Here is a 23,937-nt window from a genome sequence, read left to right as displayed (position 1 = left end):
AAATTTCTGGAGGAGAATAAAATGCTGAAAACACTTATGAATACGACAATGGCCGCTGGTATCGCCGTGCTCGCCTCTGTCGTCCATGCGGAAGAATATCCGACCCCTATCCCGCTCGAAGAAGGTGCGCAGGCTCCAATTGATGCGATTGCTCCAAAAAACGAAAAGTTCCGCATCGCCTACATGCCGCCCGCAACCGAGTTCAACTACTACATCGCAATTGGCGAGGGTATCAAAGCGGTTGCGGCTGAAGCGGGCGTTGAAGTCTTCATGTTGGCCCCACAATCGGGTGCTGACATCAACGGCCAAATGGGCATGATCCAGGACGTGCTGACCCAGGATGTGGATGCGATCATCTTTGGCACCCACGATGAATTTGCTGCCGCACCCCTTCTCAAGCAAGCGGTCGACAAGGGTATGGCCGTTTTGATGATCAACTCGGATATCCCGAACTTTCCGACGCCGATCCATGGTGTGGTCGGATACTCTCAGCGAAACGGCACACACAATATCGCCGATTGGGCCATCGAGAATTACGGCGACAAACCTCTGAAGGTTGGCATCATTGAAGGGCAGCCCGGGTACCACTCGACCGAGCGTGTTGGCGGTTTTCTCGACGGTATCGACGGCAACGAAAACTTCGAAGTGGTTGTGTCTATTGACGGCAAGTGGAATGTCGAAGGTGGCAATACCGCTGGTATGGATATCCTACAATCGCATCCCGACCTCGACATGATCTTTGCTGCAAATGACTACATGATCATCGGGGCATCGTTTGCAGCCAAGGCGCTCGGGCGCTCCGACATTGTTCTGCTCGGGAACGATGGCGATACCTCGGGTCTGGAGGAAATCGCAGCGGGCAACATTACTGCGACCGTTAATACCTCGCCGTTCCTTATGGGGCGGGCGGCTATGCAGGCGACGATTGATGCATTGAACGGCACTTATCCCGGAGGATGGATCGAAACGCCAACCTCCATCGAAGATAAAGACGGTGCTGTCGCAGTGCTAAAGGAGCCTGAAAAGCTCTTCCCGCAGCCGTCCAAAGAATACTGAGCGTTCTCCCTGCTCCTCGGTGGCATCTTCGTGTGCTGCCGGGGCGCAATTAAGCTAAGTTTCCCGTTCAAGTTGAGGCCCCCAAGATGACAACAGAAATGCCCCTTTGGGAGTTTGTCGATATCACCAAGGCCTATCCCGGCGTTTTGGCGAATGACAAAGTCTGTATCAAGCTTATGCCCGGCTCGATCCATGGCCTGCTTGGCGAGAATGGCTGCGGCAAGTCCACGATGATTAAGACGCTATCCGGCGTCCAGCAACCTGACAGCGGCCGGTTTCTTCACAATGGGCAACCGGTGACAGTCGGTGACCCACAGGTCGCACGCGATTTGGGCATAGCAACGGTGTTTCAGGAGTTCTCGATCGTTCCAACACTGTCTGTTGGCGAGAACATATTCTTGGGCAACATGCCCCGGTCGAGATTGGGGGTAATAGACTGGGGTAAGGTACACGACGAAGCCGCCCGTGTTTTGGCAGAGATGGACGTCGATGTTTCACCCAATGCCATCACCGGCACGCTTTCAGTGGGTGAGCAGCAGCTTGTCGAGATTGCCAAGGCTATTGCGATAGACGCCCGTATGATCATCCTCGACGAGCCCACGGCTGCTCTGGGCGAGGACGAAATCGAACGCCTGCACCAGTTGTTGCGCAACATGCGCGGCCGCGGAACAGCTATTCTTTATGTTTCCCATCGCTTGGATGAGGTGGAGCGGATCGTCGACGAAGTAACGATCCTGCGTAATGGGCGCGTCGTGCGAGCCAGTGGCGAGACGGAAATTAACGTCTCTGAAATTGTCAGCGCCATGGTCGGGGAAGACATAGGTGAGCACTACCCAAAAGAGCAGAATGCAACCCACGAAGTTGTTCTCGAAGCGAGCGGGCTTGCAACCAATGCCGGAGTGACGGATGCATCCTTTGCGCTCCACAAAGGTGAAGTGCTGGGACTGGGCGGCGTGTTGGGAAGCGGGCGCACGGAAATCGCAAGGGCCCTGTTTGGAACAGATGAGATTGTTGCCGGTCAGGTCACATTAAAGGGCAATCCAGTCAGGTTCGGCCGGGAAATCGACGCGATCCGCGCTGGTTTGGCCTTGGTTCCCGAGAACCGCAAATATGATGGCTTGTTCTTCAATTTCCGGGCCAGCGGTAACATTACCGCAGCGTCGCTTGGCGGGCTGAGCTGGTTTGGTGTCTTGGACCTTAAGGCTGAGGAACACGCTACGCACGACCTGATCCGCGATCTGGAGATTTCAACTCAGGCTGAGGAAAAGACAGTCAACTTCCTTTCCGGAGGGAACCAGCAGAAGATTGTGATCGCGCGTTGGCTGTTCTCGGATTCGGAGATCCTGATCCTTGATGAACCCACACAAGGGATCGATATCGGCGCCAAGATCGCGGTCTACAAGTTGATAAACAAGCTGACCCGCGCGGGTAAATCCATCATCCTGATCAGTTCGGACCACGATGAGCTTTTGGCGATGAGCGATCGGATCGCCATCGTGCAGCACGGCACGATCACGCGCACCGTGGATGCTTCGGAACTGACCCATGATGACTTGGTTCGGGCCTCCGCCGACATCCCACATCTCAAGCCTGAGGAGGTTTTCGCATGAAGCGGATCTTTGACACTCAATTGATCGGACCCTTCGCGGCCATGGTGATCGTTGCCCTGATTGTCGCGCTCACAACAGAGCGATTTCTTAACCCGGGCAATCTTTCGAACCTTTCCTTGCAGGTCAGCATCGTGGCGCTCATTGCCATCGGTTCTACGATTGTGATTTTCGCGGCTGGAATCGATTTGAGTTCCGGTTCCATGGTCGCTTTGCTGACCATGATTCTTGCTCAAATGCTGAAGTTCCTCGGCATTCCACTTGTGCTGGCACTCCCGCTTATCCTTTTAGCGGGTGGATTGCTGGGACTCTTCATCGGCTTGATAACTGCTTACGGGCGCATACCTTCTTTCATCACAACGTTGGCGGCGCTGATCGCATTCCGTGGTCTCGCGCTGACCTTCAACAATGGCTCACCGATCTTTTCGCTCGATCCCGCGCTTGAGCCGATCTTTTACGGTAAGTTGTTTGGCATTCCGCTGCCCTTCTTCTATCTCGTTTTCTTCTATGCACTTGCGGCATTTACGATGAATTTCACAAAGCTGGGCCGCGAAATCTATGCCGTCGGCGGAAACCCGGCCGCCGCCGTTCTGACCGGCATCAACGTGCGTAAGGTACAGACAACAACGTTTGTTATTGCGGGGTTCATGACCGCCGTAGGCGCGATCCTGATGTCAGCACGCTTGAACTCCGGCTCCCCTAATTATGGGCAAACGCTTGAATTGCAGGCGATAGCCGCAGCTGTGGTCGGAGGTGCCAGTCTCGCTGGAGGGCGCGGCAACATCCTCGCCACGCTCATGGGAGCCATGACCATCGTGATTGTCCAGAACGGCCTTAACCTGAATGCAGCACCGTCATCTGTTCAGAATATCGTGCTGGGACTGATCATCCTTCTGGCCGTTGGCATCGACATGTGGCGGTCAGAGATTTCTGCCCTGATGGCGCGCATTTTCGGGCGCGCGTCGCCCGCTCAGACATCCAGTGTGAAAAAGGGAGCATGACATGGACCTTGGGCTGAAAGACAAGCTTGTTCTCGTCACCGGCTCTGGCTCTGGTATCGGGAAGGCGACTGCCAAAGTCTATTTGCAGGAAGGCGCACGTGTCATTGTCCACGGTCTGACGGAGACCGAAGTGAGTGTCTGCTTGGACGACCTTGCCAACTTGGGCGACGTCACAGGGATGGCGGCGGATTTGACGAACACGACTGACTCAACCGCGCTGGCAGAGTTCGCGAAGATGCAGGGTGATGTTGATGTCCTCGTTAACAATGTCGGCATCTTTTCGGTCAAACCATTCGAAGACCTGACTGATGATGACTGGATGCACTATTTTAACATCAACGTCCTGTCTGCAGTTCGGATGAGCCGGGTTTTCCTGCCTGCTATGCTGAAACGTGGCATTGGGTCGATCATCAACATGGCAAGCGAAGCGGCGGTAAAGCCTCTGCCTCAGATGGTGCACTACTCAGTCACGAAAACTGCCATGTTAGGTCTCACCCGTGGCATGGCAGAACTCACCAAGGGTACGCAGGTACGGGTTAACTCCGTCCTGCCCGGTCCGACATGGACCGAAGGAGTAGAGGCCTACTTCGATGGTCTTGCGGTTCAAAAAGGCGAACCGCTCGACACAATCGTGGACAACTATTTCAAATCGGACGAGCCGACCTCGTTGATCCAACGTTTCGTCCAACCGGACGAAGTCGCTCGCATGATCGTCACGATCTCGGCCAGCACCGCCTCCAATGGTTCTGCACACCGGATCGAAGGCGGCATTGTTCGCAACATTCTCTGACATTCAAAAACAGGAGCCACCCATGGTCGCACTTACATTCTCTCACATTGGCATCACGGTTCCGGATTTGGAAAAGGCCGTGGAATTTTATTCCAAGGCGTTCGATCTGTACGTGCTGATGGAGCCCACCGAAATTCTCCACGACGAAAGCGCTATCGGTCAGATGTGCGACGATGTCTTTGGCGAAGGCTGGGGCAAATTTCGCATCGCGCATCTGTCGATGGGCGACGGCGTTGGCATCGAGTTGTTCGAGTTTCCCAAAACCATCGAAGAAGAACGCCCGTTTGAATACTGGCGACGGGGTCTGTTTCACTTCTGCGTACAGGACGCAGATCTGGAAGGGCGGATCAAAATCATCGAAGAACTGGGCGGTCGCCAGCGCATGGAACAGGTGCGCAAGTATTACCCGGGCGAAAAGCCGTATCGCATGGTCTACATGGAAGACCCGTTTGGCAACATTTTCGAACTCTACAGCCACTCGTACGAGTTGACATATTCGGCGGGCGCCTATGTCTGATCAGCCGACATTCGTTCCACGGACGGATCGGCCGATAGTCGTGATCACCGATTACGACTTTGGCAATGTCGATGTGGAAACCGAGATTCTCGAAGCGGCCGGTGCCGAAGTCATCGCGCTTCAGGCTAAATCCGAAGAAGACCTTTTTGAGGTCGCGCCGCACTGCGCTGCGATGATGAACCAATATGCCAAAATCGGCCAGCAAACTATCACGCTGATGGAACGCTGTGAGGTGATCGCGCGCTATGGTGTTGGTGTCGATATTGTCGATGTCGGCACGGCCACCGAACGAGGCATTCTGGTGACCAATGTGCAAAACTACTGCACCGAAGAGGTCGCAGATCATGCGATCTCCCTATGGCTGACACTTGCCCGCAAACTGCCAGACTATGACCGCGCAACTCATGCGGGGATCTGGCAATGGCAAAGTGGGCAACCGGTATTTCGCTTGCGCGGACGCACAATGGGTGTCGTGTCGCTGGGCAAGATCGGACAGGCCATCGTGGCACGGGCGCGGGCCTTCGGCGTCAATGTCATTGCCTATGATCCCTTCCTGCCGGCAAATGTCGCCACGTCGCTGGGAGTGGAGTTGGTGTCCAAGGCCGATCTTCTGGCACGCTCCGACTATGTCCTGATGCAGGCGCCTATGACGCCTGAAACTCATCATTTTTTGTCGGATGCGGAGTTCGCTTCGATGAAGCCGGGCGCAATCCTGGTGAACACGGGTCGCGGCCCAACTGTGGACAACATGGCCCTCTACCGCGCTCTGACCAATGGCCACCTGGCCGCCGCCGGCCTCGATGACCCCGAAGAAGAACCGGCCAAGCGTGCCAATTGGAGCCCGGATGACAACCCGCTCTTCACGCTGCCCAACGTGCTCGTGACACCACACGCCGCCTACTACTCCGAAGAATCCATACGTGCCGCCCGGGTCACCGCAGCAACGCAGGTGGCCAAGGTGCTCACAGGGCAAAAGCCAGACTACACCGTCAATGCCGAGGCATTGGCCGCAACACCCGCATAACAGGAGACAAGAATGCCAGACGTTAGTAGTGACCTCAGGGTCTTCAATGACTTTGAACGAAACCCTGATCTGCTCAAGAAATTCGACAAGGTGCTTGAGGCCTATTCAGCAGCAGCCATCTTTGCCGATGTTCAGTACCGCACCGGTGTGATGGACAGCGCTATCAAACCCGCATTTCGCGCCAAGGTTACGGGCCAGGCCGTCACTGTGCAGCTTTCCAAAGGCGACCTCGTTGACCCTCTGAAAGCCTTGGAGATGGGCCAACCCGGCGACGTGATCGTTGTGGATGCGGGTGGCGACGTCAATACGTCGGTCTGCGGCGGACTCATGGGCGGGCTGGCGCAGAACCGGGGCATTCGCGGCATGATCGTAGATGGTACGGGACGCGATACGGACGAATTGGAAGACATCAACTGGCCCATCTGGACACGGGCGATCACCCCGCGCGGAACGCACACGATGTTTTCTGGGCGCAAGGATGAGCTTTCGATCAACGTGCCGATTGCCTGTGGTGGCGTGGTCGTAAACCCGGGGGACTTCATCGTGGCCGATTTGATGGGTGTGGTCGTGGTTCCACAGGAACTGGCCGAAGAAACCGTGCGCCTTGCCCAAGAACAGGCTGACCGCGAAGAAGAAACCCGCAAGTGGGTCGCCAAGGGAAAAACCGTCGAGGATCTTTTAAATGAATTCGGTCGTATCTGAACCAGCCCTTATCGGTGTCGATTGGGGAACGTCTTCTCTCCGTGCTTTTCTTATTGGTGCGGAGGGTGAGGTCATTGACGGTGTCTCTTCACCCGAAGGCATCATGCAGGTTTCTGGAAAGACCTTCGAGGCGGTCCTTGATCGTCTCATTGGTCCTTGGGTTGCTCAGATTGATCTGCCGATCCTTGCATCTGGCATGATAACCAGCCGGAACGGATGGGTTGAAACGCCCTATGCCGAAATGCCGCTTGGCGCTTGTGGTCTTGCGCGGGCTTTGGTGCCACATGATGCCGATAGCGGAGCCCGGATTCACTTTGTGACGGGGGCATCCATCGAGCACGCGGGCGGCCCGGACGTGATGCGCGGCGAGGAGACGCAGATTATTGGCGCGTCCGCGCTTGGCCTGAACGACGGTACTTTCGTAATGCCGGGCACGCACAGCAAATGGGTCCAGGTTGCGGATGGGCAGATCGTGGATTTCTCAACCTATATGACGGGCGAAATCTTCGCTGCTCTCAAGGGGCACACGATCCTTGGCACGTTGATGGAGGATCACGACTTCGACGTAGCTGCCTTTGAAACCGGCGTAGCTGCGGGCCTCGAAGGGGGTTCTAATCTATTGCACAATTTGTTTCACGTTCGGACCCTTCCACTCATGGGCAAAATCCCAAAGGTCGCTACGGCTGATTACTTGTCCGGCCTTCTGATAGGTGCGGAGGTTGCGGCTGCGACCCGCGCTGTCGAAAAAATCGGCACCGTCACCCTTGTGGGACGCAGCGACCTGTCAGACCGCTATGATATTGCCCTACGGGCCGCGGGGCTGGAAACCCGCCGAGCGCCGGATGATATCGTCGCCAAAGGGCATTTTCTGATTGCCCGCGCAGCGGGGCTTTTGGGATGATCGACCTCACCGCGGCGCTGGCCGAAAACCCACTGATTGCAATCTTGCGCGGGCTGGAACCAGAAAACGCGTTACCAGTTGCGGCTGAGCTGATTGAGGCCGCCATTCGTATCGTCGAAGTTCCGCTGAACTCTCCAGATCCGCTGGAGTCGATCGCTCGAATTGCCAAGCATTATGGCGCGCAAGCCGTCGTAGGGGCAGGCACAGTCCTGACCGCTGAGCAAGTCGATGAGGTTGCTGATGCAGGCGGGCGGATCATAGTCTCACCGAACATGAACCCGGATGTGGGGCGTGCCGCGGTTGCGCGGGATCTATATTGGTGCCCGGGCGTCGTGACCCCGTCCGAGGCCTTTGCCGCCTTGGATCTTGGTGCCTCTGTTCTAAAGTTCTTTCCAGCTGAGATGGTGCCGCCGACCGCTATCGCCGCCATGCGTGCGATTTTGCCTCAAGAGGCTGTCATTGCTGCGGTGGGGGGGATCACACCTGAAACAATGGCCGCGTACCAGGCAGCCGGGACAAACGGGTTCGGATTGGGATCGGCCCTGTTCAAGCCGGGCCGTGCATTGGATGATATTGGCGCACGTGCGCGTGCTTTCACCCAAGCACTGAAAGATCAAAGATGAAACAAGCCATTGTCACCGGAGGCACCCGAGGTATCGGCGCGGGTGTGGCGCGGTCGCTTGCCGATGCTGGTTGGTCCGTTATCGCCGCATCCGTGTCGGACTCCGAGCTGGATGCCTTTGCTCCTCAGGCCGGGATAACAACACAGCTTCTCGATGTGACAGATCAGGCTTCGGTCGATGCTGTGTTCGGCAACCTCAGGCGCCTCGACGCTTTAGTGAACTGCGCAGGGATTCTGCTCAGAGGTGAAGAATATGATATCGACGTCTTTGCCAGGGTTCTTGATGTAAACCTGACCGGGACGATGCGCTGCTGCCTCGCCGCGCAGCCGCTTTTGGTCAAGCAGGGTGGGGCAATCGTTAACACCGCGTCCATGCTCAGCACTTTTGGCGGCCCACTGGTCCCGGCCTATTCCGCCTCAAAAGGTGGAGTCGCACAACTTACCAAGGCACTGGCGGGTCGCTGGGCCGAAGACGGCGTCAGAGTAAATGCCATTGCACCGGGCTGGATCGAGACGGAAATGACCCAAGGTCTTCGGGACGACCCGGATCGAACCGAAGGTATCTTGGCGCGTACGCCTATGAAACGATGGGGTAAACCTGAAGAGGTTGGTGCGCTTGTACGCTGGCTTCTGAGTGAAGATGCCAGCTTTGTCACCGGGTCGGTTTATCCGGTCGACGGTGGCTATCTGGCAATGTGAGGAGAGGCCAATGAAAAACGACGACACTGCCCGAATGCCATATCAGTTGCCGTTCCCAACAGATGCACAGGAAGAGATTGTGATACCGAACGCGGTCTCCGAGGACGAAAGGCTCTGGGTGCCGCAGGCCGAAAACGTGTGGTTCCGACCCCTCTGCCTCAATCGGTCACAAGGCTATTGGATGAACCTGCTGAAGGTCCGAAAGGCTGGTGTCCTTTCGCGCCATCGTCACCCGCAACCTGTCCACGGCTTTGTTCTGAAAGGACGCTGGCACTACTTGGAACACGACTGGGTCGCCGAAGAGGGCGGCTATGTCTATGAACCACCGGGTGAAACACACACGCTGGTTGTTCCGGATGATGTCGAAGAGATGATCACCTATTTCCAGGTCAACGGTGTGATGTGCTATGTCGATCCGTGGGGCAAGGTGCAAGGCTACGAGGATGTGTTCACGAAGATCGATCTGTGTCGAAAGCACTTCGCTGAAGTTGGTCTTGGGGAGAACTACGTTGAACAATTCATCCGGTGATCGCCCGTGTTTTGCGCTTGTTGCGCATGACGCAAGAAAAGACGAGATCGTGGCCTGGGTTGGCCTTCAGCGGACCTGGCTATCAGGTGTTAGCATCGTATCAACAGGTACGACCGGCGGTCGTATCAAAGAAGCCTTTCCTGAATTGAATGTAACCTGTTTGAAAAGTGGCCCGCTTGGCGGTGACCAGCAGATTGGTGCAATGATCTGCGAAGAGAAGCTTGACGCTTTGATATTCTTCGTCGATCCGCTCTCGCCTATGCCGCATGATGTGGATGTAAAGGCGTTGACCCGTCTTGCCACAGTGTACGATCTGCCGATGGCGTGTTCACGATCAACGGCTGATCTAATCGTGAAGGGCCTGCGTGAGACCAACAGCAACGCGCAGTCCTAAAGCTCTCCGGTTCCGGCGGATTGCTCAGTCGCTGTTTAGAAGGAACCGGGCAAGGTGGTCAGGATTTTCAACGCCCAACTGACTCATATTGGCTGTCATGTCAGCTCGCAAAATGTGCACGAGGTGATCTATGCCCGGTGCACCAAAAGCCGCGACCGCATACTGAAATGCCCGCCCGACCATGACGAAATCGGCCCCTTTGGCCAAAGCGCGCATGATATCCAGGCCCCAGGCCACACCAGAATCGTATATGAGTGGGACATCCGGCCCGACCGTATCACGGATTTTTGGTAACTGGTCAATTACGGCAGGTCCAGCTTCGAATTGGCGGCCGGAATGATTTGAAACCCAAATGCAATCTACGCCCTCTGCCACCATTTTTTCAGCATCCTCCGACCGTAAAACGCCTTTGACGACAAGATGACCATCCCATTCGTCGCGCAATTCTCGCAGATATTGCCAATCGGGAATGCCCCGGATCAGAGCGCCCGCGTGCGTAAAGCTCTCGCGACCGCGTTGCGGCACATAGTCATCAAAGAACCGCATGCGCGGCATGATACCTTCAAGCATATGGGCAAGGCACCAAGCCGGCCGCGCGGCCATTTCAGCAAGCGTGTGCAAGTCGGCCTTGGGCGGGACGGTCAGGTTTGCACGTCTCTGGCGTTCGCGCCTGCTTTCTTCCGGGACATCGACAGTCATAATGAGTGTGTGAAAACCAGCGGCCTTGATCCGTGGCAGCATTGCCCGGCGCAATTCTGCAGAGTTCACTGGGTAGTGTTGAAACCATCCGTTTTGGCCGATGTAAGGGGCGACATCCTCCGGTGAGGCGACCGCGACGCTGGACAGTGAAAACGGGATGTTGTGCGCGACGGCTGCCTGCGCCAGCATCCGTTCCGCACCGGCCCACAACAATCCAGACATACCGACAGGTGCAATTCCAAACGGAAGATCGTACGTCTGCCCCAGCAGTGTCGTTTGGAGGTCCGCTTTGGTTCGTCCACACAGCACGCTGGGCATGAATCCGATAGCATCAAGCGCATCACGATTGACGCTTTTCCCCAGCTCTCTGCCTGTTGCGCTGTCGAGATACTCGAAGGCAAACTTCGGGATGCGTTTTTGCGCAGTTTTCCGAAGATCTTCTATCGACGGGTGGGATAGGTCCAAATCCATCCGGGTCCTCTGGTTTTGTTGTCTAACGTTTGAAACGCCTCAGCCGGTCACCAAAGGGATGGCAGGGCCAGGGAAATTGCGGGCACATAGGTGATGAACATCAACAGGATCAGCATGCCGGCAAAGAATGGCAGGATCGCCCGGCTGAGGCTTTCGATGGAGACCTTCGAAATGCTGCTGGCCACGAACAGGTTTACGCCCAAAGGTGGTGTGCAGAATCCGATGGCCAGATTGACCGTCAGAATGACGCCAAAGACGATAGGATCGACACCCAGCGCGGTTGCAACCGGCAGCAGGATCGGTGTCATGATGATGATCGACGAAATCGTCTCCATGAACATGCCGATCACCAACAAAAGCAGATTGATCAACAACAGAATGATGATCGGATTGTCGGACAGGCTGGTGATCGTTGTGGCGAGTTCTGTCGGGATTCTTGCAAGCGTTATCAGTCTGCCAAAGGCGGTCGCCATGATCACCAATATCAGAATGGTGCCGCTGGTCTTTGCACTGCCCGCCAAGACCTCTGGCAGGTCCTTCGGGGTGATGTCTCCATAGACGAAGATGCCAATGAAGGCGGCATAAACCACAGCCACGGCACCGGCTTCGGTAGGGGTGAAGATACCGCTGTAGATGCCCCCAAGGATAATTACTGGCACCAGAAGCGCCCAGATCGAAGACCGGAAACTCTGCCAGACGCCCGGGCCTGAGAACGTGGTTGTCGATTGTTGAACAACCGTGTCCTTTCGCAGTAGAACGCGGGCGACCAACATGAACATGAGGGCAAAGAGGATACCAGGAACAACACCCGCCAGGAACAGCTTGCCAATCGAAACTTCGGCAGTAACACCGTAGATGATGAAGGGGATACTTGGCGGGATCATCACGCCGATCATCCCCGAAGACGCCGTCAATGCGCCGCTGAATTTGCGCGTATAGCCGACCTTTTCCATCTCGGGGATCATGTTCGATCCGATGGCGGCTACGGTTGCAGGAGACGAGCCGGATATCGCGGCAAAGAACACGCAGGCGAGCACGTTCACATAAGCCAGCCCACCCCGGATATGTCCGATCAGTGCATTGGCGAACCCAACCAGACGGCGCGACATCCCACCGTGCTGCATCAAGTCACCCGCGAGGATGAACAAGGGAACAGCGATCAGCGGAAACGAGTCCGCACCTGTTACCACTGAGCGCGCCAGAAGAACCATCGGTGGCGTGCCATCCACGAATACCATCACGATCATGGTCGCAAGGCCCAGACAGATGCCAATCGGCACGCTGAAGAGCAGAAGGGCAAAAAGTGTCAGGAAAAGCGTTGTTGCAAGCATGCCGGGCTCCTCACGCTTTGGTCCCTGCGATCAGGCGCAGGGTTCGGATCAGATGTTGAGTGACGCGGATCGCGGACAGGCCCGCACCAACCGGCGCAGAGGCATAAAGGATTGGGATTGGCAGCCCCAGAACAACCGAGGTCTGGCTGGCCACAAAGGGCTGCCGGATCAACTTGATGCATTCAATTGTCAGAACGATCAGAAACCCAAGAACCAGAAGCGCGATCGCGACATCCGTATAAAGCCTCGCCCGCTCGCTGAGGACATCACGCAGGACTGTAATGCGCACATGATCGCCGGTGTGGAAGGCATAGCTGACACCAAGCCAGACAAACCAGACGAATAGCCAAAGCGTTAGCTCTTCACCCCATGAAAGAGAGGCATTCATGATATAGCGCATGAACACATTACCGAAAATCAACACGACAATCGCGGCCAGGAGCGCACTGGCCAGGACTTTTTCGGCATTCATATCGATCCATTTGATAGCCGACATCGTTCACCTCCCCTTGAACGAAAGGGGCACCCGATCCCGTATGGCACGGATGCCCGGATTGACAGAGTATTGCGTGGGTCAGCTTCCGCTTGCTGCGGATACCGCCTCGACCCAAGCGTCGTAGGCTTCTGCGCCAACTTCATCGCGATACTTCAGGCGAACGCTTTCGGTTTTGTCGGCGAAAGCCTGTCTCTGCTCTGCAGTCAGTTCCAGAACCTCGACACCAGCGGCACGGATCTGTTCCAGTTGTTCCGCATCTTCGCTGGCGACCAGTTCGGCCTGATAATCACGTGCGGCGGCCATCGAGTCCCGGACCAGTTGCTGATGCTCGGCGGGCAGCGAGTCAAAGAATGGTTTGGAGATGACCGGCATATAGACCGCAAAGACATGACCCGTGGTCGATAGGTACTTCTGCACCTCGTAGAAACGCTGTGAGGTAATGATCGCCAGCGGGTTTTCCTGCCCGTCGATCACGCCTTGCTGAAGGGCAGAGTAAACCTCGCCGAAGTTCATCGGTGTCGGGTTAGCGCCGAGTGTCTCGAATGTTGCCACATGCGCCGGAACCTTCATCGTGCGCAGCTTGACGCCTTCAAGGTCTTCGGGTGTTTCAACCGGGCGGACATTGTTGGTCACATTGCGAACGCCCAATTCAAGCCAACCAAGACCGACGAGCCCCTGATTTTCGACCCGTCCGAGCATTCCGTCTCCGGCCTCACCATCCAGAACATCAAAGGCGATGTCTTTGGAGGCATACATATAGGGAAGCTCGATCACCGCAAATGCCGGATCCCAACCTGCGAAGAACGAAGACGGGGGAATGGCCATTTCAAGAACGCCGGTTTGAACACCTTCGATCATCTCGCGATCCGGGCCCATCTGCGAGGATGGAAAGATCTGGACATCGATCTCGCCATTCGAACCGGTCTCAACCAGTTCTTCGAACTTCAGGAGCGCACGATGCATGTGGAATGCTTCGGCGGCACCGTGCCCAACTTTGATAACTGTTTCGGCCGAGGCCGCGAAGGCAAGTCCGGTCGACATGGCGACGGCAAGCGCGAATGTGGATTTGTTGAACAAGGTTTCCTCCCATAATTTGTTCAGGCTTTTTACGATCTTTCATCTGACATATCAGATACAATATATAAATCAATGCTGGACGTGATACCCTGAAACAGTAGAGTGGTCAGATACCTTAGATGCGGCAGGGAAAATGCAACTTAAGCGACCGGATTCATTGAGTAAAATTGCGGAGGCGGAAATCCGGAGAAACATCGTTCAGGGTGTCTTTGGGTTGGGCGAGTCGCTGCAGGAAGCCAAACTTTCAACGGCCATGGGCATCAGTAAGACACCGATTCGCGAGGCCCTTGCTGCGTTAAACCTTCAGGGTCTTGTGCAGATCGTTCCGCGGCGCGGAGCATTTGTTTTCACTCTGTCTCACGAGGATGTCGTGCAACTCTGTAGATATCGGTTGATCCTCGAAACAGCGGCTATGGATCAGGCGCTTGTTGAAAACCCTTCTGCCTTGCTTGATGAACTTACGGATTTAGTTTCCGAGATGGCTGACGCGCGGAAGACGGATGATTTCGAACGCTATCTCGAGTTGGACGCAGCTTTTCACGACGCATTTTTCAGACATTGTGGCAACAGCTACCTGCGGGACGGATATCAGAAAGTCAGTGATATCGTCCGCACAATGCGCACGTATTTATCAAAGCGCCCGGATCGCACTGCCAAATCTTTGAAAGAACATGATGCAATCACTGCGCATCTGCGTGAGGGCAAAGTGAAAGCCGCAAAGAACATCTTGAGCCGCCAAATCACGCGTGGAGAACGCTCTTACTCGGATCTGGCTGGCAACGAGCTGCCGTCAGAGAACAAGCGGTAAGATTCCAGTTTGCCAACTACCCGTTCATTGCGCGCCCAAATAACGCTGCGCTTGGACTGAATGGCCGAATTGTCTTCCACCAAGCGGCGTGATCTTTCGCGCGATTGCATCAAAACCGCCGCTGCATGCGTACGCACAAAATGGTACTTCCGAGTTGGGCTCGGACCTGCCATGCGGTCGTGCGGCGAGATGCTCGGTTTCAAACCATTCTGAACGTCCGCTATCACTGTCTTGGCACCATCTCATCGCACTGGCGGCGAATAGCCAGAATCCGCCCTTCAAGTCGGAAAGCTGGAATAACACCATACGCTCAAAGGTGGGCTTTAAGGTGGATAGAAATACAGATACCCGCCTTAAGTGATTGAAAAATATAATAATATTATGGATATTTGGTGCCCAGGAGAGGACTCGAACCTCCACGTCCATACGGACACTAGCACCTGAAGCTAGCGCGTCTACCAATTCCGCCACCTGGGCAGGTGTCGTGGAGGGGCGTTTAAGCCTACTGGCGGAAGGCGTCAACCGGATTCGGAAAGTTTTTTGAAAGTTTTTTGACCACTGCTTTCAACCGTCTGTGCCGCGTTGCTTTTTCGTGGCTGCGCGGCGTTATTGCGCCTTGTTTGAAAGGGCATTGGGCGGTAGATCGGATCAGGACCCAATAGCAGGAGCCCTCAAATGTCCAAACTGGTCACGATTTATGGCGGATCCGGATTTGTCGGCCGATATATTGCGCGACGTCTGGCGAATGATGGCTGGCGCGTTCGGGTTGCGGTGCGCCGTCCGAACGAAGCGATGTTTGTTAGACCCTACGGTGCGGTGGGGCAGGTCGAACCTGTCCTGTGTAACATCCGCGATGACGCTTCGGTTGCTTTGGCGATGCGGGGGGCTGATGCGGTGGTGAACTGTGTTGGTGTGTTGAACGAGATTGGCCGGAATGAATTCGATACCGTTCAAACCGAAGGGGCTGAACGCGTTGCGCGTCTAGCAGCCGCTGAAGGTGTAACCCGTATGGTCCATATCTCGGCCATTGGTGCTGATGCCGAGGCGGGGAGCGAATATTCTCGTACCAAAGCGCAGGGCGAGGCCGGTGTTCTGGCGCATATGCAGGGTGCAATGATCCTGCGCCCTTCGGTGATTTTCGGAACCGAGGATCAGTTCTTCAACCGTTTCGCTGCGATGACCCGGATGGGGCCATTCCTGCCGCTGGTCGGGGCCCAGACGCAATTTCAGCCGGTCTATGTGGATGATGTCGCCAAGGCTGCGGTGCAGGGCGTGCTGGGGCAGGCCAGCGGGGGTGTCTACGAATTGGGCGGACCCGAAGTGAAAACCTTCCGTGCGTTGATGCTGCAGATGCTGGATGTGATCAACCGCCATCGGATTGTCCTTGGGATTCCCTTTTGGGTGGCCCGGATCATGGCGGGAATGCTGGACATAATGAAATTTGCGAGCTTTCAGTTGTTTCCGAACAATATCCTGACGCGTGATCAGCTCAAGAATCTGCGTCACGACAATGTTGTCTCAGATAGCGCGCTTGGCTTTGCCGATCTGGGGATCGAGCCGGCGACGCTGGATTCGGTCCTGCCGGATTATCTGTGGAAGTTCCGCCCCTCGGGTCAGTATGATGACATACAGAACTCGGCCAGCAATATGCGGACCTGATCAGCTGTAGGCGATGACCAGAAGGATTGCGCCCACTACTACGCGGTAGATCACGTATGGCGTAAAGCTGACGCTGCGCAACAGGCGCATCATTAGCGACAAGGCAAGCAGCGCGGACAGAAACGCAAAGAACGCAGCAACAGCACTGTCGAACGCCAGTTGGGCATTTGCCTGGCGGATGACCTCTGTGGACAGCAGCGCTCCGGATGCCAGAATCGTGGGTATGGACATCAACATCGCGATGCGTGCACCGTCTTCGCGGCTGTATCCAAGCTGGCGCGCCCCGGTGATCGTGATCCCGGACCGGGATGTTCCGGGGATCAGCGCCAGAACTTGCCACAGGCCCATGATCATCGCATCGCGCAGGCCCCAGTCAGAGGTTTCTTTGCTTTGCGGCCCTTTCTGGTCCATCCAGTAGAGCAATATGCCGAACCCCAGCATCGTCCAGCCGATGACCGTCATTGAGCGCAGAGACTGGCTGAGCCCGGTTTTGAACAGGATCGCTCCGACTATGACGGTTGGGATCGTGGCCAGAATCAGCCCCAGGGCCAATCGGGCTTGTGGTGTATCGGTGCGCCCCAAAAGAGCCTGCGGCAGTCCGGAAATCGCCATTTTCACATCAGACCAGAAATACAGAATTACGGCGCCCAGAGTGCCCACATGCACAGCGACATCGATGGCCAACCCCTGATCGTCCATACCGGTCAGGCTGGGTAAAAGTATCAGATGACCCGAAGATGAGATCGGCAGAAATTCGGTAATTCCCTGAATGACTGCTGCAAGAATCAACTGAAAAAGACTCATTTACCTGCCCGTGCTGCCGCCACGTGTTCTTTGTGATCCCTGCGTATAAGCGCGGTAAGGAAAAGAAAAGGATGCAAATAGGTCCGAATCGGAACTAATATCCTGTATTTCTCACTGGTCATCGGTGGAATCCAGCAAAGTTTTTGAAAAAAGGTCAGCACACTTGACTTTTAATCCCCCTACGCATCTTTTAAAGAGGCGCGACCAAGCCAATTCATGGAGTCTGACCCGTGGCCAAGCAACCGATGCTGAAATTTGTGCAGATCGACCGAGTAATGCCGGAAAAACGGGCCGCAGATGCCCGTACGGAAGACTTTGACGAAATCTATGCCGAATTCGCTGCTGCCAAAGCTGAAGAACAGGCCAGCCGCTGCAGCCAATGCGGTGTGCCTTATTGTCAGTCGCATTGCCCGCTGCACAACAACATCCCCGACTGGCTGAACTTGACCGCAACGGGCCGTCTGGAAGAGGCCTATCACACCAGTCAGGCCACCAACACCTTCCCCGAGATTTGTGGGCGCATTTGCCCACAGGACCGCCTGTGCGAAGGGAATTGCGTGATCGAACAATCTGGGCACGGCACTGTTACCATTGGCTCGATCGAGAAATATATCACCGACACAGCCTGGGAAAAGGGGTGGGTCAAGCCGGTCGTACCGGGTGCTGAGCGCCGCGAAAGCGTCGGCATCATCGGCGGCGGCCCTGGTGGACTGGCAGCGGCGGACATGCTGCGCCGTGCGGGTATTCAGGTCTCCGTGTATGATCGCCATGACCGGGCAGGCGGACTGCTGATGTATGGAATTCCGGGCTTTAAGCTGGAAAAAGACGTTGTTCAGCGCCGCAATGACCTGTTGGCTGATGGCGGGGTTGAGTTTGTTCTGAATTGCGACGTGGACGCCGCCAAATTCGCGGAAATCCGTTCCAAACATGATGCGATTATCATCGCAACCGGCGTTTACAAGTCGCGCGACCTGTCCATGCCTGGCAGCGGTTTGACGGGTATTGAAAAGGCCATCGACTTCCTGACAGCCTCGAACCGCAAAAGCTTTGGCGATGAGGTCGAAGATTTCGACAATGGCCGTTTGAATGCCGAAGGCAAAAAAGTTGTCGTGATCGGTGGCGGTGATACCGCGATGGATTGCGTGCGGACTTCGATCCGTCAGGGTGCGACCTCGGTCAAATGCCTGTATCGACGCGACCGCGCGAACATGCCCGGATCGCAGCGCGAAACGCAGAATGCCGAGGAAGAAGGCGTCGTATTCGAATGGCTAAGCGCACCAAAGGGCTTTACCGGCGATGATCAGGTTTCCGGCGTTATGGTCCAGAAGATGCGTCTGGGTCAGCCCGATGCCACCGGCCGTCAGGCCCCCGAGTTGATCGAAGGCGCGGACTATGTCGAAGACGCTGATCTGGTGATCAAGGCGCTGGGGTTCGAGCCCGAAGACCTGCCCACCCTGTTTGGCCAGCCTGACCTGCCCGTGACTCGCTGGGGCACTGTAAAAGCAGCGTTCGAGACCGGCGAGACCGAGATGGACGGGGTTTATGCCATCGGTGACATCGTGCGCGGTGCCTCGCTGGTGGTCTGGGCGATCCGCGATGGGCGCGACTGCGCCGACGCGATCCTTGACCGTTTCAACAACACGGCTGCGGTTGCAGCCGAATAAGCCCCGCGACAGGAGGGACAGAGATGCCCGAATTGCAAGGCCAATGTATGTGCGGCGCGGTCACAGTGACTGCCACCCCGGCGAAAGATTCGTTGGGCGCGTGCCATTGCGACCAGTGTCGCCGCTGGACCAGCTCGATGCTGATAACGTTTCCCGCGCAAGAGGGGTATGCGGCCCTTGGGCCGGTTAAGACCTTTACGTCCTCGGATTGGGCGGAACGTGCATTTTGCGCCGATTGCGGATCGGCCCTGTGGTACCGGATCACGCTGCCGGGTGAAATGCACGGGCATACCCAAATGGCAGCAGGCCTGTTCGACGACACGGACAATCCGCTGCAACTGGAACTTTATATCGACAAAAAGCCTGACGGGTACGCGTTCGCAGGCGAGCGTCGGCAGATGACCAAAGCTGAGGTCGAAGCCATGTACGGCCTGCCGGAAGAAGGAGACAGCCAATGACCAAATATGATGCCGATTGGGTGCGGGCCGAAGAAGCCAAACGTCAGTTCATGGCCGAAAACGGTCTCTATTCCGAGGAAGAAGAGCATTCGTCCTGCGGTGTGGGTCTTGTGGTCTCAGTCGATGGCAAGCCGTCACGCAAGGTTGTGGATGCTGGCATCGCCGCGCTCAAGGCGATCTGGCACCGCGGCGCGGTAGATGCGGATGGCAAGACCGGCGACGGCGCGGGTATCCATGTGCAGATCCCGGTTCCTTTCTTCTATGACCAGATCCGTCGCACCGGGCACGAGCCCAAATTGGATCAGCTGATCGCGGTTGGTCAGGTCTTTCTGCCCCGCACCGATTTCGGTGCGCAGGAACAGTGCCGGACCATCGTGGAATCCGAAGTGCTGCGCATGGGTTATTATATCTATGGCTGGCGCCACGTTCCGGTTGATGTCACCTGTCTCGGCGAAAAGGCCAACGCGACCCGGCCCGAGATTGAGCAGATCCTGATCTCGAATTCCAAAGGCGTGGACGAAGAGACATTCGAGCGTGAACTTTATGTCATCCGTCGCCGCATTGAAAAGGCTGCCGCAGCGGCCGGGATTTCCGGGCTGTATCTGGCGTCACTGTCCTGCCGGTCAATCATCTACAAGGGCATGATGCTGGCCGAGCAGGTTGCGGTTTTCTACCCCGATCTGATGGATGAACGATTCGAATCCGCCTTTGCCATCTATCACCAGCGCTATTCGACCAACACCTTCCCGCAATGGTGGCTCGCCCAGCCCTTCCGCATGCTGGCCCATAACGGTGAGATCAACACTCTCAGGGGCAACGTCAACTGGATGAAAAGCCATGAAATCCGCATGGCCAGCGGCACCTTTGGCGATTACGCCGAGGATATCAAACCGATCATCGCTGGTGGATCGTCGGATTCTGCCGCATTAGACTCTGTATTCGAAGTTCTTGTACGCGCAGGCCGCTCGGCCCCGATGGCGAAAACCATGCTGGTGCCCGAAAGCTGGTCCAAGCAAGCTGTGGAACTGCCGCAGGCCTGGCGCGACATGTATTCTTACTGCAACTCGGTGATGGAACCCTGGGATGGCCCTGCCGCGTTGGCCATGACCGATGGCCGCTGGGTCTGTGCCGGTCTTGACCGGAATGGATTGCGTCCGATGCGTTATGTGGTCACTGGAGATGGTCTTGTAATTGCAGGCTCCGAGGCCGGGATGGTCCCGATTGATGAGGCCAGCGTGACCGAAAAAGGCGCGTTGGGCCCGGGCCAAATGCTGGCTGTGGATATGAAAAAGGGCAAGCTGTATCGCGATACGCAGATCAAGAACAAGCTGGCCCGCGCACTGCCATTCGGCGATTGGGTCGGCAAGATCAACGATTTGGACGAGTCTCTGGCTGGAATCACCGAAGCGCCGATCTATGCGGGCGAGGAGCTGCGCAAGCGTCAGATCGCCGCCGGATATTCGATCGAGGAACTGGAGCAGATTCTGGCGCCAATGGCCGAAGATGGAAAAGAGGCACTGGCTTCGATGGGGGATGACACGCCATCCGCTGTTCTGTCGAAACAGTACCGTCCGCTCAGCCATTTCTTCCGCCAGAACTTCAGCCAGGTGACCAACCCTCCCATCGACTCGTTGCGCGAATATCGTGTGATGTCGCTGAAAACCCGGTTCGGAAACCTGAAAAACGTGCTGGATGAAGACAGCAGCCAAACCGAAATTATTGTGCTGGAAAGCCCGTTTGTGGGCAATGCCCAATGGGAAGCACTGGCTGAAAACTTCAATGCTCCATTAGCAGAAATCGACTGTAGCTTTGAAGCCGGACAAGGGGCGCTGGGCGCAGCTTTGGCCCGTATTAGAGCCGAAGCCGAAGAGGCCGTGCGCTCGGGCGCGGGGCATTTGGTGTTGTCCGACATGAATTCAGGTCAGGGTCGCGTAGCGATGCCGATGATCCTGGCAACAAGCGCGGTGCATTCGCATCTGACCCGCAAGGGTCTGCGCACCTTCTGCTCGCTGAACGTGCGGTCGGCGGAATGCGTTGATCCGCATTACTTCGCCGTTCTGATCGGGTGCGGGGCCACTGTGGTCAACGCCTATCTGGCCGAAGATTCTCTGGCCGATCGTATTGATCGCGGGTTGCTGGATGGCAGCCTGACCGAAAATGTCGCGCGGTACCGCGAGGCGATTGACCAGGGCTTGCTGAAAATCATGGCCAAGATGGGGATTTCGGTGATCTCATCCTATCGTGGCGGATTGAACTTTGAGGCTGTGGGCCTCAGCCGTGCCATGGTCGCCGAGTTTTTTCCCGGTATGACCAGCCGGATTTCCGGCATCGGTGTTACCGGCATTCAATCCAAGGCCGAAGAGATCCATACCAAGGGCTGGGAAAGCGGTCTGGATGTTCTGCCGATCGGTGGTTTCTATAAGGCGCGGAAGTCGGGCGAGACCCATGCGTGGGAAGCGACCTCGATGCATATGCTGCAGATGGCCTGCAACAAAGCGTCGTATGAGCTGTGGAAGCAGTATTCGGCCAAGATGCAATCGAACCCGCCGATCCATCTGCGCGACCTGATGGATTTCAAACCGCTGAGCAAGCCGATCCCGATTGAAGAGGTGGAATCTATCACCTCGATCCGCAAACGGTTCGTGACGCCGGGCATGTCGCTGGGGGCGCTGTCGCCCGAGGCGCACAAGACGCTGAACGTTGCGATGAACCGGATCGGGGCGAAATCCGACAGCGGCGAGGGCGGCGAAGATCCGGCGCATTTCGTGCCGGAACCCAATGGTGACAACCCCTCGGCCAAGATCAAACAGGTGGCTTCGGGCCGGTTCGGTGTAACCGCCGAATACCTGAACCAGTGCGAAGAGCTGGAAATCAAGGTTGCCCAGGGTGCCAAACCCGGTGAGGGCGGGCAGTTGCCTGGCATGAAGGTCACCGACCTGATTGCGCGCCTGCGCCATTCGACCAAGGGTGTAACACTGATCTCACCGCCGCCGCACCACGATATCTATTCGATCGAGGATCTGGCGCAGTTGATCTATGATCTGAAACAGATCAACCCGCGCTGTAAGGTGACGGTCAAGCTGGTGGCGTCCTCGGGTGTTGGCACGATTGCTGCAGGTGTAGCCAAGGCAAAAGCGGACATTATCCTTATTTCGGGTCACAATGGCGGCACCGGCGCGTCGCCTGCGACATCCATCAAATATGCTGGTCTGCCGTGGGAGATGGGCCTGACCGAGGCGCATCAGGTTCTGGCGATGAACAACCTGCGGGATCGCGTGACCCTGCGAACCGATGGCGGCTTGCGTACCGGTCGTGACATCGTCATGGCCGCGATGATGGGGGCCGAGGAATACGGTATAGGCACTGCCGCCCTTATCGCGATGGGCTGTATCATGGTGCGTCAGTGCCAGTCCAACACTTGCCCAGTTGGCGTGTGTACTCAGGACGAAAGCCTGCGCGCCAAATTCACCGGTAATGCCGATAAGGTCGTCAACCTGATCACCTTCTACGCGCAAGAAGTGCGCGAGCTGCTGGCCAGCCTGGGTGCGCGCTCGATTGACGAGATCATCGGTCGGGCAGATCTGCTAGCGCAGGTCAGCCGAGGGTCGGCGCATCTGGATGATCTGGACCTCAACCCGCTGCTGATCACCGTCGATGGTGCCCATAACATCGTCTATAATCGCGACAGAGACCGGAACGCGGTGCCCGATACGCTGGATGCGGAAATCGTGCGCGATGCCGCCCGGTTCCTGAAAGACGGCGAGAAAATGCAGCTGTCTTACGCAGTGCAAAACACGCACCGAACCGTTGGGACGCGGGTTTCCAGCCATATCGTGCAAAATTTCGGGATGCGGAACACGTTCCAGTCGGATCACCTGCACGTGAAGCTGCAGGGCTCTGCCGGTCAGTCGCTGGGAGCGTTTGCAGCGCCGGGACTCAAGCTTGAAGTTTCGGGTGATGCCAATGACTATGTCGGAAAGGGCTTGTCTGGTGGTATGATTGTTGTGCGTCCACCGCAGGTCAGCCCGCTGAAGGCGGATGACAACACCATCATTGGCAACACAGTTCTGTATGGGGCCACGGACGGGTATCTGTTTGCAGCAGGCCGCGCCGGAGAACGGTTCGCGGTGCGCAATTCAGGCGCCAAGGTGGTGATCGAAGGCTGCGGCTCGAACGGGTGCGAATACATGACCGGCGGGGTCGCCGTGATCCTGGGCAGTATCGGCGCCAATTTCGGAGCGGGCATGACAGGCGGCATGGCTTATCTGTACGACCCCGACGGCAAGGCGCAGGCGCTGATGAATATGGAAACGCTGGTGACATGCCCCGTGACCATTGGCCATTGGGAAGATCAGCTGAAATCGCTGATCGAAACCCATCAGGCCGAAACCATTAGCCGCAAGGCTGCGGATATCCTGCAGCATTGGGAGGTCGAGAAGGCGAACTTTATCCAGGTCTGCCCGAAAGAGATGCTGAACAAGCTCAGCCATCCGTTGGCGGTCGAGGCAACAGCTGTTCCTGCAGAGTAATCTGAGGACCAATGAAAATGGCAACCCCGCGTGTCTTTTAAACCACGTGGGGTTTTCTTTTATTGGTCCTAGGTGGTCGTTTGCTTGTCGAAACGGGCC

At 56.4% G+C, this 23,937-nt stretch carries 22 protein-coding genes and 1 tRNA gene; 17 read left to right on the top strand and 6 right to left on the bottom strand.

Features of this window, described 5'->3' with window-relative positions; translation table 11 throughout:
• Positions 1-21: 21 nt before the first annotated feature.
• The 12 genes from AC2FH2_RS17610 (at position 22) to AC2FH2_RS17555 (ending at position 9,842) form a co-directional block, all read left to right on the top strand.
• Entirely contained in the window at positions 22-1,056 is a 1,035-nt protein-coding gene (locus AC2FH2_RS17610) for a sugar ABC transporter substrate-binding protein (protein WP_496824629.1), read from the top strand.
• Between the two features lie 86 nt (positions 1,057-1,142).
• On the top strand, positions 1,143-2,666 hold the full coding sequence (locus AC2FH2_RS17605; protein ID WP_496824627.1) for a sugar ABC transporter ATP-binding protein: 1,524 nt from the start codon (positions 1,143-1,145) through the stop codon (positions 2,664-2,666).
• Complete coding sequence (locus AC2FH2_RS17600; protein ID WP_496824625.1) at positions 2,663-3,664, top strand: ABC transporter permease; 1,002 nt, start codon at positions 2,663-2,665, stop codon at positions 3,662-3,664. The genes AC2FH2_RS17605 and AC2FH2_RS17600 overlap by 4 nt, the downstream gene beginning before the upstream one ends.
• 1 nt (position 3,665) lies before the next feature.
• On the top strand, positions 3,666-4,454 hold the full coding sequence (locus AC2FH2_RS17595) for an SDR family NAD(P)-dependent oxidoreductase (protein WP_496824623.1): 789 nt from the start codon (positions 3,666-3,668) through the stop codon (positions 4,452-4,454).
• 22 nt (positions 4,455-4,476) lie between these two features.
• The gene (locus AC2FH2_RS17590; RefSeq protein ID WP_058275454.1) at positions 4,477-4,971 is read left to right on the top strand and encodes a lactoylglutathione lyase family protein; all 495 of its coding nucleotides are present in this window, start codon (positions 4,477-4,479) and stop codon (positions 4,969-4,971) included.
• A complete protein-coding gene (locus tag AC2FH2_RS17585) occupies positions 4,964-5,995 on the top strand; it encodes a C-terminal binding protein (protein WP_480678065.1) in 1,032 nt (343 codons plus the stop codon). The genes AC2FH2_RS17590 and AC2FH2_RS17585 overlap by 8 nt, the downstream gene beginning before the upstream one ends.
• Positions 5,996-6,007: 12 nt before the next feature.
• On the top strand, positions 6,008-6,697 hold the full coding sequence (locus tag AC2FH2_RS17580) for an RraA family protein (RefSeq protein ID WP_058275456.1): 690 nt from the start codon (positions 6,008-6,010) through the stop codon (positions 6,695-6,697).
• Positions 6,678-7,598, top strand: a complete 921-nt coding sequence (locus tag AC2FH2_RS17575; RefSeq protein WP_496824620.1) for a 2-dehydro-3-deoxygalactonokinase — start codon at positions 6,678-6,680, stop codon at positions 7,596-7,598. The genes AC2FH2_RS17580 and AC2FH2_RS17575 overlap by 20 nt, the downstream gene beginning before the upstream one ends.
• Positions 7,595-8,221 carry a 2-dehydro-3-deoxy-6-phosphogalactonate aldolase gene (locus AC2FH2_RS17570; protein WP_496824618.1) on the top strand — a complete coding sequence of 209 codons (627 nt, stop codon included), beginning with the start codon at positions 7,595-7,597 and terminating at the stop codon, positions 8,219-8,221. The genes AC2FH2_RS17575 and AC2FH2_RS17570 overlap by 4 nt, the downstream gene beginning before the upstream one ends.
• Entirely contained in the window at positions 8,218-8,919 is a 702-nt protein-coding gene (locus AC2FH2_RS17565; protein WP_496824616.1) for an SDR family NAD(P)-dependent oxidoreductase, read from the top strand. Before AC2FH2_RS17570 ends, AC2FH2_RS17565 begins: the two co-directional genes overlap by 4 nt.
• Positions 8,920-8,929: 10 nt before the next feature.
• Positions 8,930-9,448 (top strand): 2,4'-dihydroxyacetophenone dioxygenase family protein, encoded by a 519-nt coding sequence (locus AC2FH2_RS17560; RefSeq protein WP_058275460.1) that lies wholly within the window; start codon positions 8,930-8,932, stop codon positions 9,446-9,448.
• Entirely contained in the window at positions 9,429-9,842 is a 414-nt protein-coding gene (locus AC2FH2_RS17555; RefSeq protein WP_496824613.1) for a methylglyoxal synthase, read from the top strand. Before AC2FH2_RS17560 ends, AC2FH2_RS17555 begins: the two co-directional genes overlap by 20 nt.
• A gap of 24 nt (positions 9,843-9,866) precedes the next feature.
• Here AC2FH2_RS17555 and AC2FH2_RS17550 read toward each other — a convergent pair whose 3' ends face one another.
• The 4 genes from AC2FH2_RS17550 to AC2FH2_RS17535 all read right to left on the bottom strand — a co-directional run bounded on the left by AC2FH2_RS17550 (position 9,867) and on the right by AC2FH2_RS17535 (position 13,916).
• On the bottom strand, positions 9,867-11,012 hold the full coding sequence (locus AC2FH2_RS17550) for an alpha-hydroxy acid oxidase (protein WP_496824611.1): 1,146 nt from the start codon (positions 11,010-11,012) through the stop codon (positions 9,867-9,869).
• Positions 11,013-11,059: 47 nt separating this feature from the next.
• Positions 11,060-12,343: a TRAP transporter large permease gene (locus AC2FH2_RS17545; protein WP_496824609.1), complete on the bottom strand. Its 1,284-nt coding sequence runs from the start codon at positions 12,341-12,343 to the stop codon at positions 11,060-11,062.
• A gap of 10 nt (positions 12,344-12,353) precedes the next feature.
• Positions 12,354-12,839, bottom strand: coding sequence for a TRAP transporter small permease (locus AC2FH2_RS17540; RefSeq protein WP_496824607.1), 486 nt, complete (start codon positions 12,837-12,839; stop codon positions 12,354-12,356).
• Positions 12,840-12,917: 78 nt separating this feature from the next.
• Positions 12,918-13,916: a TRAP transporter substrate-binding protein gene (locus AC2FH2_RS17535; protein WP_496824605.1), complete on the bottom strand. Its 999-nt coding sequence runs from the start codon at positions 13,914-13,916 to the stop codon at positions 12,918-12,920.
• A 157-nt stretch (positions 13,917-14,073) separates the two neighbouring features.
• On the opposite strand from AC2FH2_RS17535, the gene AC2FH2_RS17530 reads away from it, so the two are divergent.
• The gene (locus tag AC2FH2_RS17530; RefSeq protein ID WP_496824603.1) at positions 14,074-14,724 is read left to right on the top strand and encodes a GntR family transcriptional regulator; all 651 of its coding nucleotides are present in this window, start codon (positions 14,074-14,076) and stop codon (positions 14,722-14,724) included.
• A gap of 390 nt (positions 14,725-15,114) precedes the next feature.
• On the opposite strand, the gene AC2FH2_RS17525 is transcribed toward AC2FH2_RS17530, so the two are convergent.
• A tRNA-Leu gene (locus tag AC2FH2_RS17525) sits at positions 15,115-15,201 on the bottom strand.
• Positions 15,202-15,399: 198 nt separating this feature from the next.
• On the opposite strand from AC2FH2_RS17525, the gene AC2FH2_RS17520 reads away from it, so the two are divergent.
• Positions 15,400-16,383, top strand: coding sequence for a complex I NDUFA9 subunit family protein (locus AC2FH2_RS17520; protein ID WP_496824601.1), 984 nt, complete (start codon positions 15,400-15,402; stop codon positions 16,381-16,383).
• Here the strand turns inward: AC2FH2_RS17520 and AC2FH2_RS17515 are convergent, their stop codons facing one another.
• Positions 16,384-17,187 (bottom strand): undecaprenyl-diphosphate phosphatase, encoded by an 804-nt coding sequence (locus tag AC2FH2_RS17515; RefSeq protein WP_142640289.1) that lies wholly within the window; start codon positions 17,185-17,187, stop codon positions 16,384-16,386. It abuts the gene before it with no gap.
• Positions 17,188-17,417: 230 nt separating this feature from the next.
• Between AC2FH2_RS17515 and AC2FH2_RS17510 the strand changes: the two genes are divergently transcribed.
• Genes AC2FH2_RS17510 through gltB form a run of 3 tightly spaced genes read left to right on the top strand, consistent with a single transcriptional unit; the run spans position 17,418 to position 23,838 of the window.
• Positions 17,418-18,851: an NAD(P)-dependent oxidoreductase gene (locus AC2FH2_RS17510; protein ID WP_271951679.1), complete on the top strand. Its 1,434-nt coding sequence runs from the start codon at positions 17,418-17,420 to the stop codon at positions 18,849-18,851.
• Between the two features lie 23 nt (positions 18,852-18,874).
• Positions 18,875-19,309, top strand: coding sequence for a GFA family protein (locus AC2FH2_RS17505; RefSeq protein ID WP_281995942.1), 435 nt, complete (start codon positions 18,875-18,877; stop codon positions 19,307-19,309).
• Positions 19,306-23,838, top strand: a complete 4,533-nt coding sequence (gltB, locus tag AC2FH2_RS17500; protein WP_496824598.1) for a glutamate synthase large subunit — start codon at positions 19,306-19,308, stop codon at positions 23,836-23,838. Before AC2FH2_RS17505 ends, gltB begins: the two co-directional genes overlap by 4 nt.
• Positions 23,839-23,937: the final 99 nt, after the last annotated feature.

The organism is Ruegeria sp. YTSA105 (assembly GCF_059610225.1).
This window is presented reverse-complemented; position numbering and strand designations above follow the sequence as displayed.

Coding starts and splice junctions, on each gene's coding strand:
- AC2FH2_RS17515 (WP_142640289.1), bottom strand. CDS start 17,187: ATGAGTCTTTTTCAGTTGATTCTTGCAGCAGTCATTCAGGGAATTACC.
- AC2FH2_RS17590 (WP_058275454.1), top strand. CDS start 4,477: ATGGTCGCACTTACATTCTCTCACATTGGCATCACGGTTCCGGATTTG.
- AC2FH2_RS17580 (WP_058275456.1), top strand. CDS start 6,008: ATGCCAGACGTTAGTAGTGACCTCAGGGTCTTCAATGACTTTGAACGA.
- AC2FH2_RS17540 (WP_496824607.1), bottom strand. CDS start 12,839: ATGTCGGCTATCAAATGGATCGATATGAATGCCGAAAAAGTCCTGGCC.
- AC2FH2_RS17560 (WP_058275460.1), top strand. CDS start 8,930: ATGAAAAACGACGACACTGCCCGAATGCCATATCAGTTGCCGTTCCCA.
- AC2FH2_RS17545 (WP_496824609.1), bottom strand. CDS start 12,343: ATGCTTGCAACAACGCTTTTCCTGACACTTTTTGCCCTTCTGCTCTTC.
- AC2FH2_RS17595 (WP_496824623.1), top strand. CDS start 3,666: ATGGACCTTGGGCTGAAAGACAAGCTTGTTCTCGTCACCGGCTCTGGC.
- AC2FH2_RS17570 (WP_496824618.1), top strand. CDS start 7,595: ATGATCGACCTCACCGCGGCGCTGGCCGAAAACCCACTGATTGCAATC.
- AC2FH2_RS17600 (WP_496824625.1), top strand. CDS start 2,663: ATGAAGCGGATCTTTGACACTCAATTGATCGGACCCTTCGCGGCCATG.
- AC2FH2_RS17575 (WP_496824620.1), top strand. CDS start 6,678: ATGAATTCGGTCGTATCTGAACCAGCCCTTATCGGTGTCGATTGGGGA.
- AC2FH2_RS17585 (WP_480678065.1), top strand. CDS start 4,964: ATGTCTGATCAGCCGACATTCGTTCCACGGACGGATCGGCCGATAGTC.
- AC2FH2_RS17565 (WP_496824616.1), top strand. CDS start 8,218: ATGAAACAAGCCATTGTCACCGGAGGCACCCGAGGTATCGGCGCGGGT.
- AC2FH2_RS17550 (WP_496824611.1), bottom strand. CDS start 11,012: ATGGATTTGGACCTATCCCACCCGTCGATAGAAGATCTTCGGAAAACT.
- AC2FH2_RS17505 (WP_281995942.1), top strand. CDS start 18,875: ATGCCCGAATTGCAAGGCCAATGTATGTGCGGCGCGGTCACAGTGACT.
- gltB (WP_496824598.1), top strand. CDS start 19,306: ATGACCAAATATGATGCCGATTGGGTGCGGGCCGAAGAAGCCAAACGT.
- AC2FH2_RS17610 (WP_496824629.1), top strand. CDS start 22: ATGCTGAAAACACTTATGAATACGACAATGGCCGCTGGTATCGCCGTG.
- AC2FH2_RS17520 (WP_496824601.1), top strand. CDS start 15,400: ATGTCCAAACTGGTCACGATTTATGGCGGATCCGGATTTGTCGGCCGA.
- AC2FH2_RS17605 (WP_496824627.1), top strand. CDS start 1,143: ATGACAACAGAAATGCCCCTTTGGGAGTTTGTCGATATCACCAAGGCC.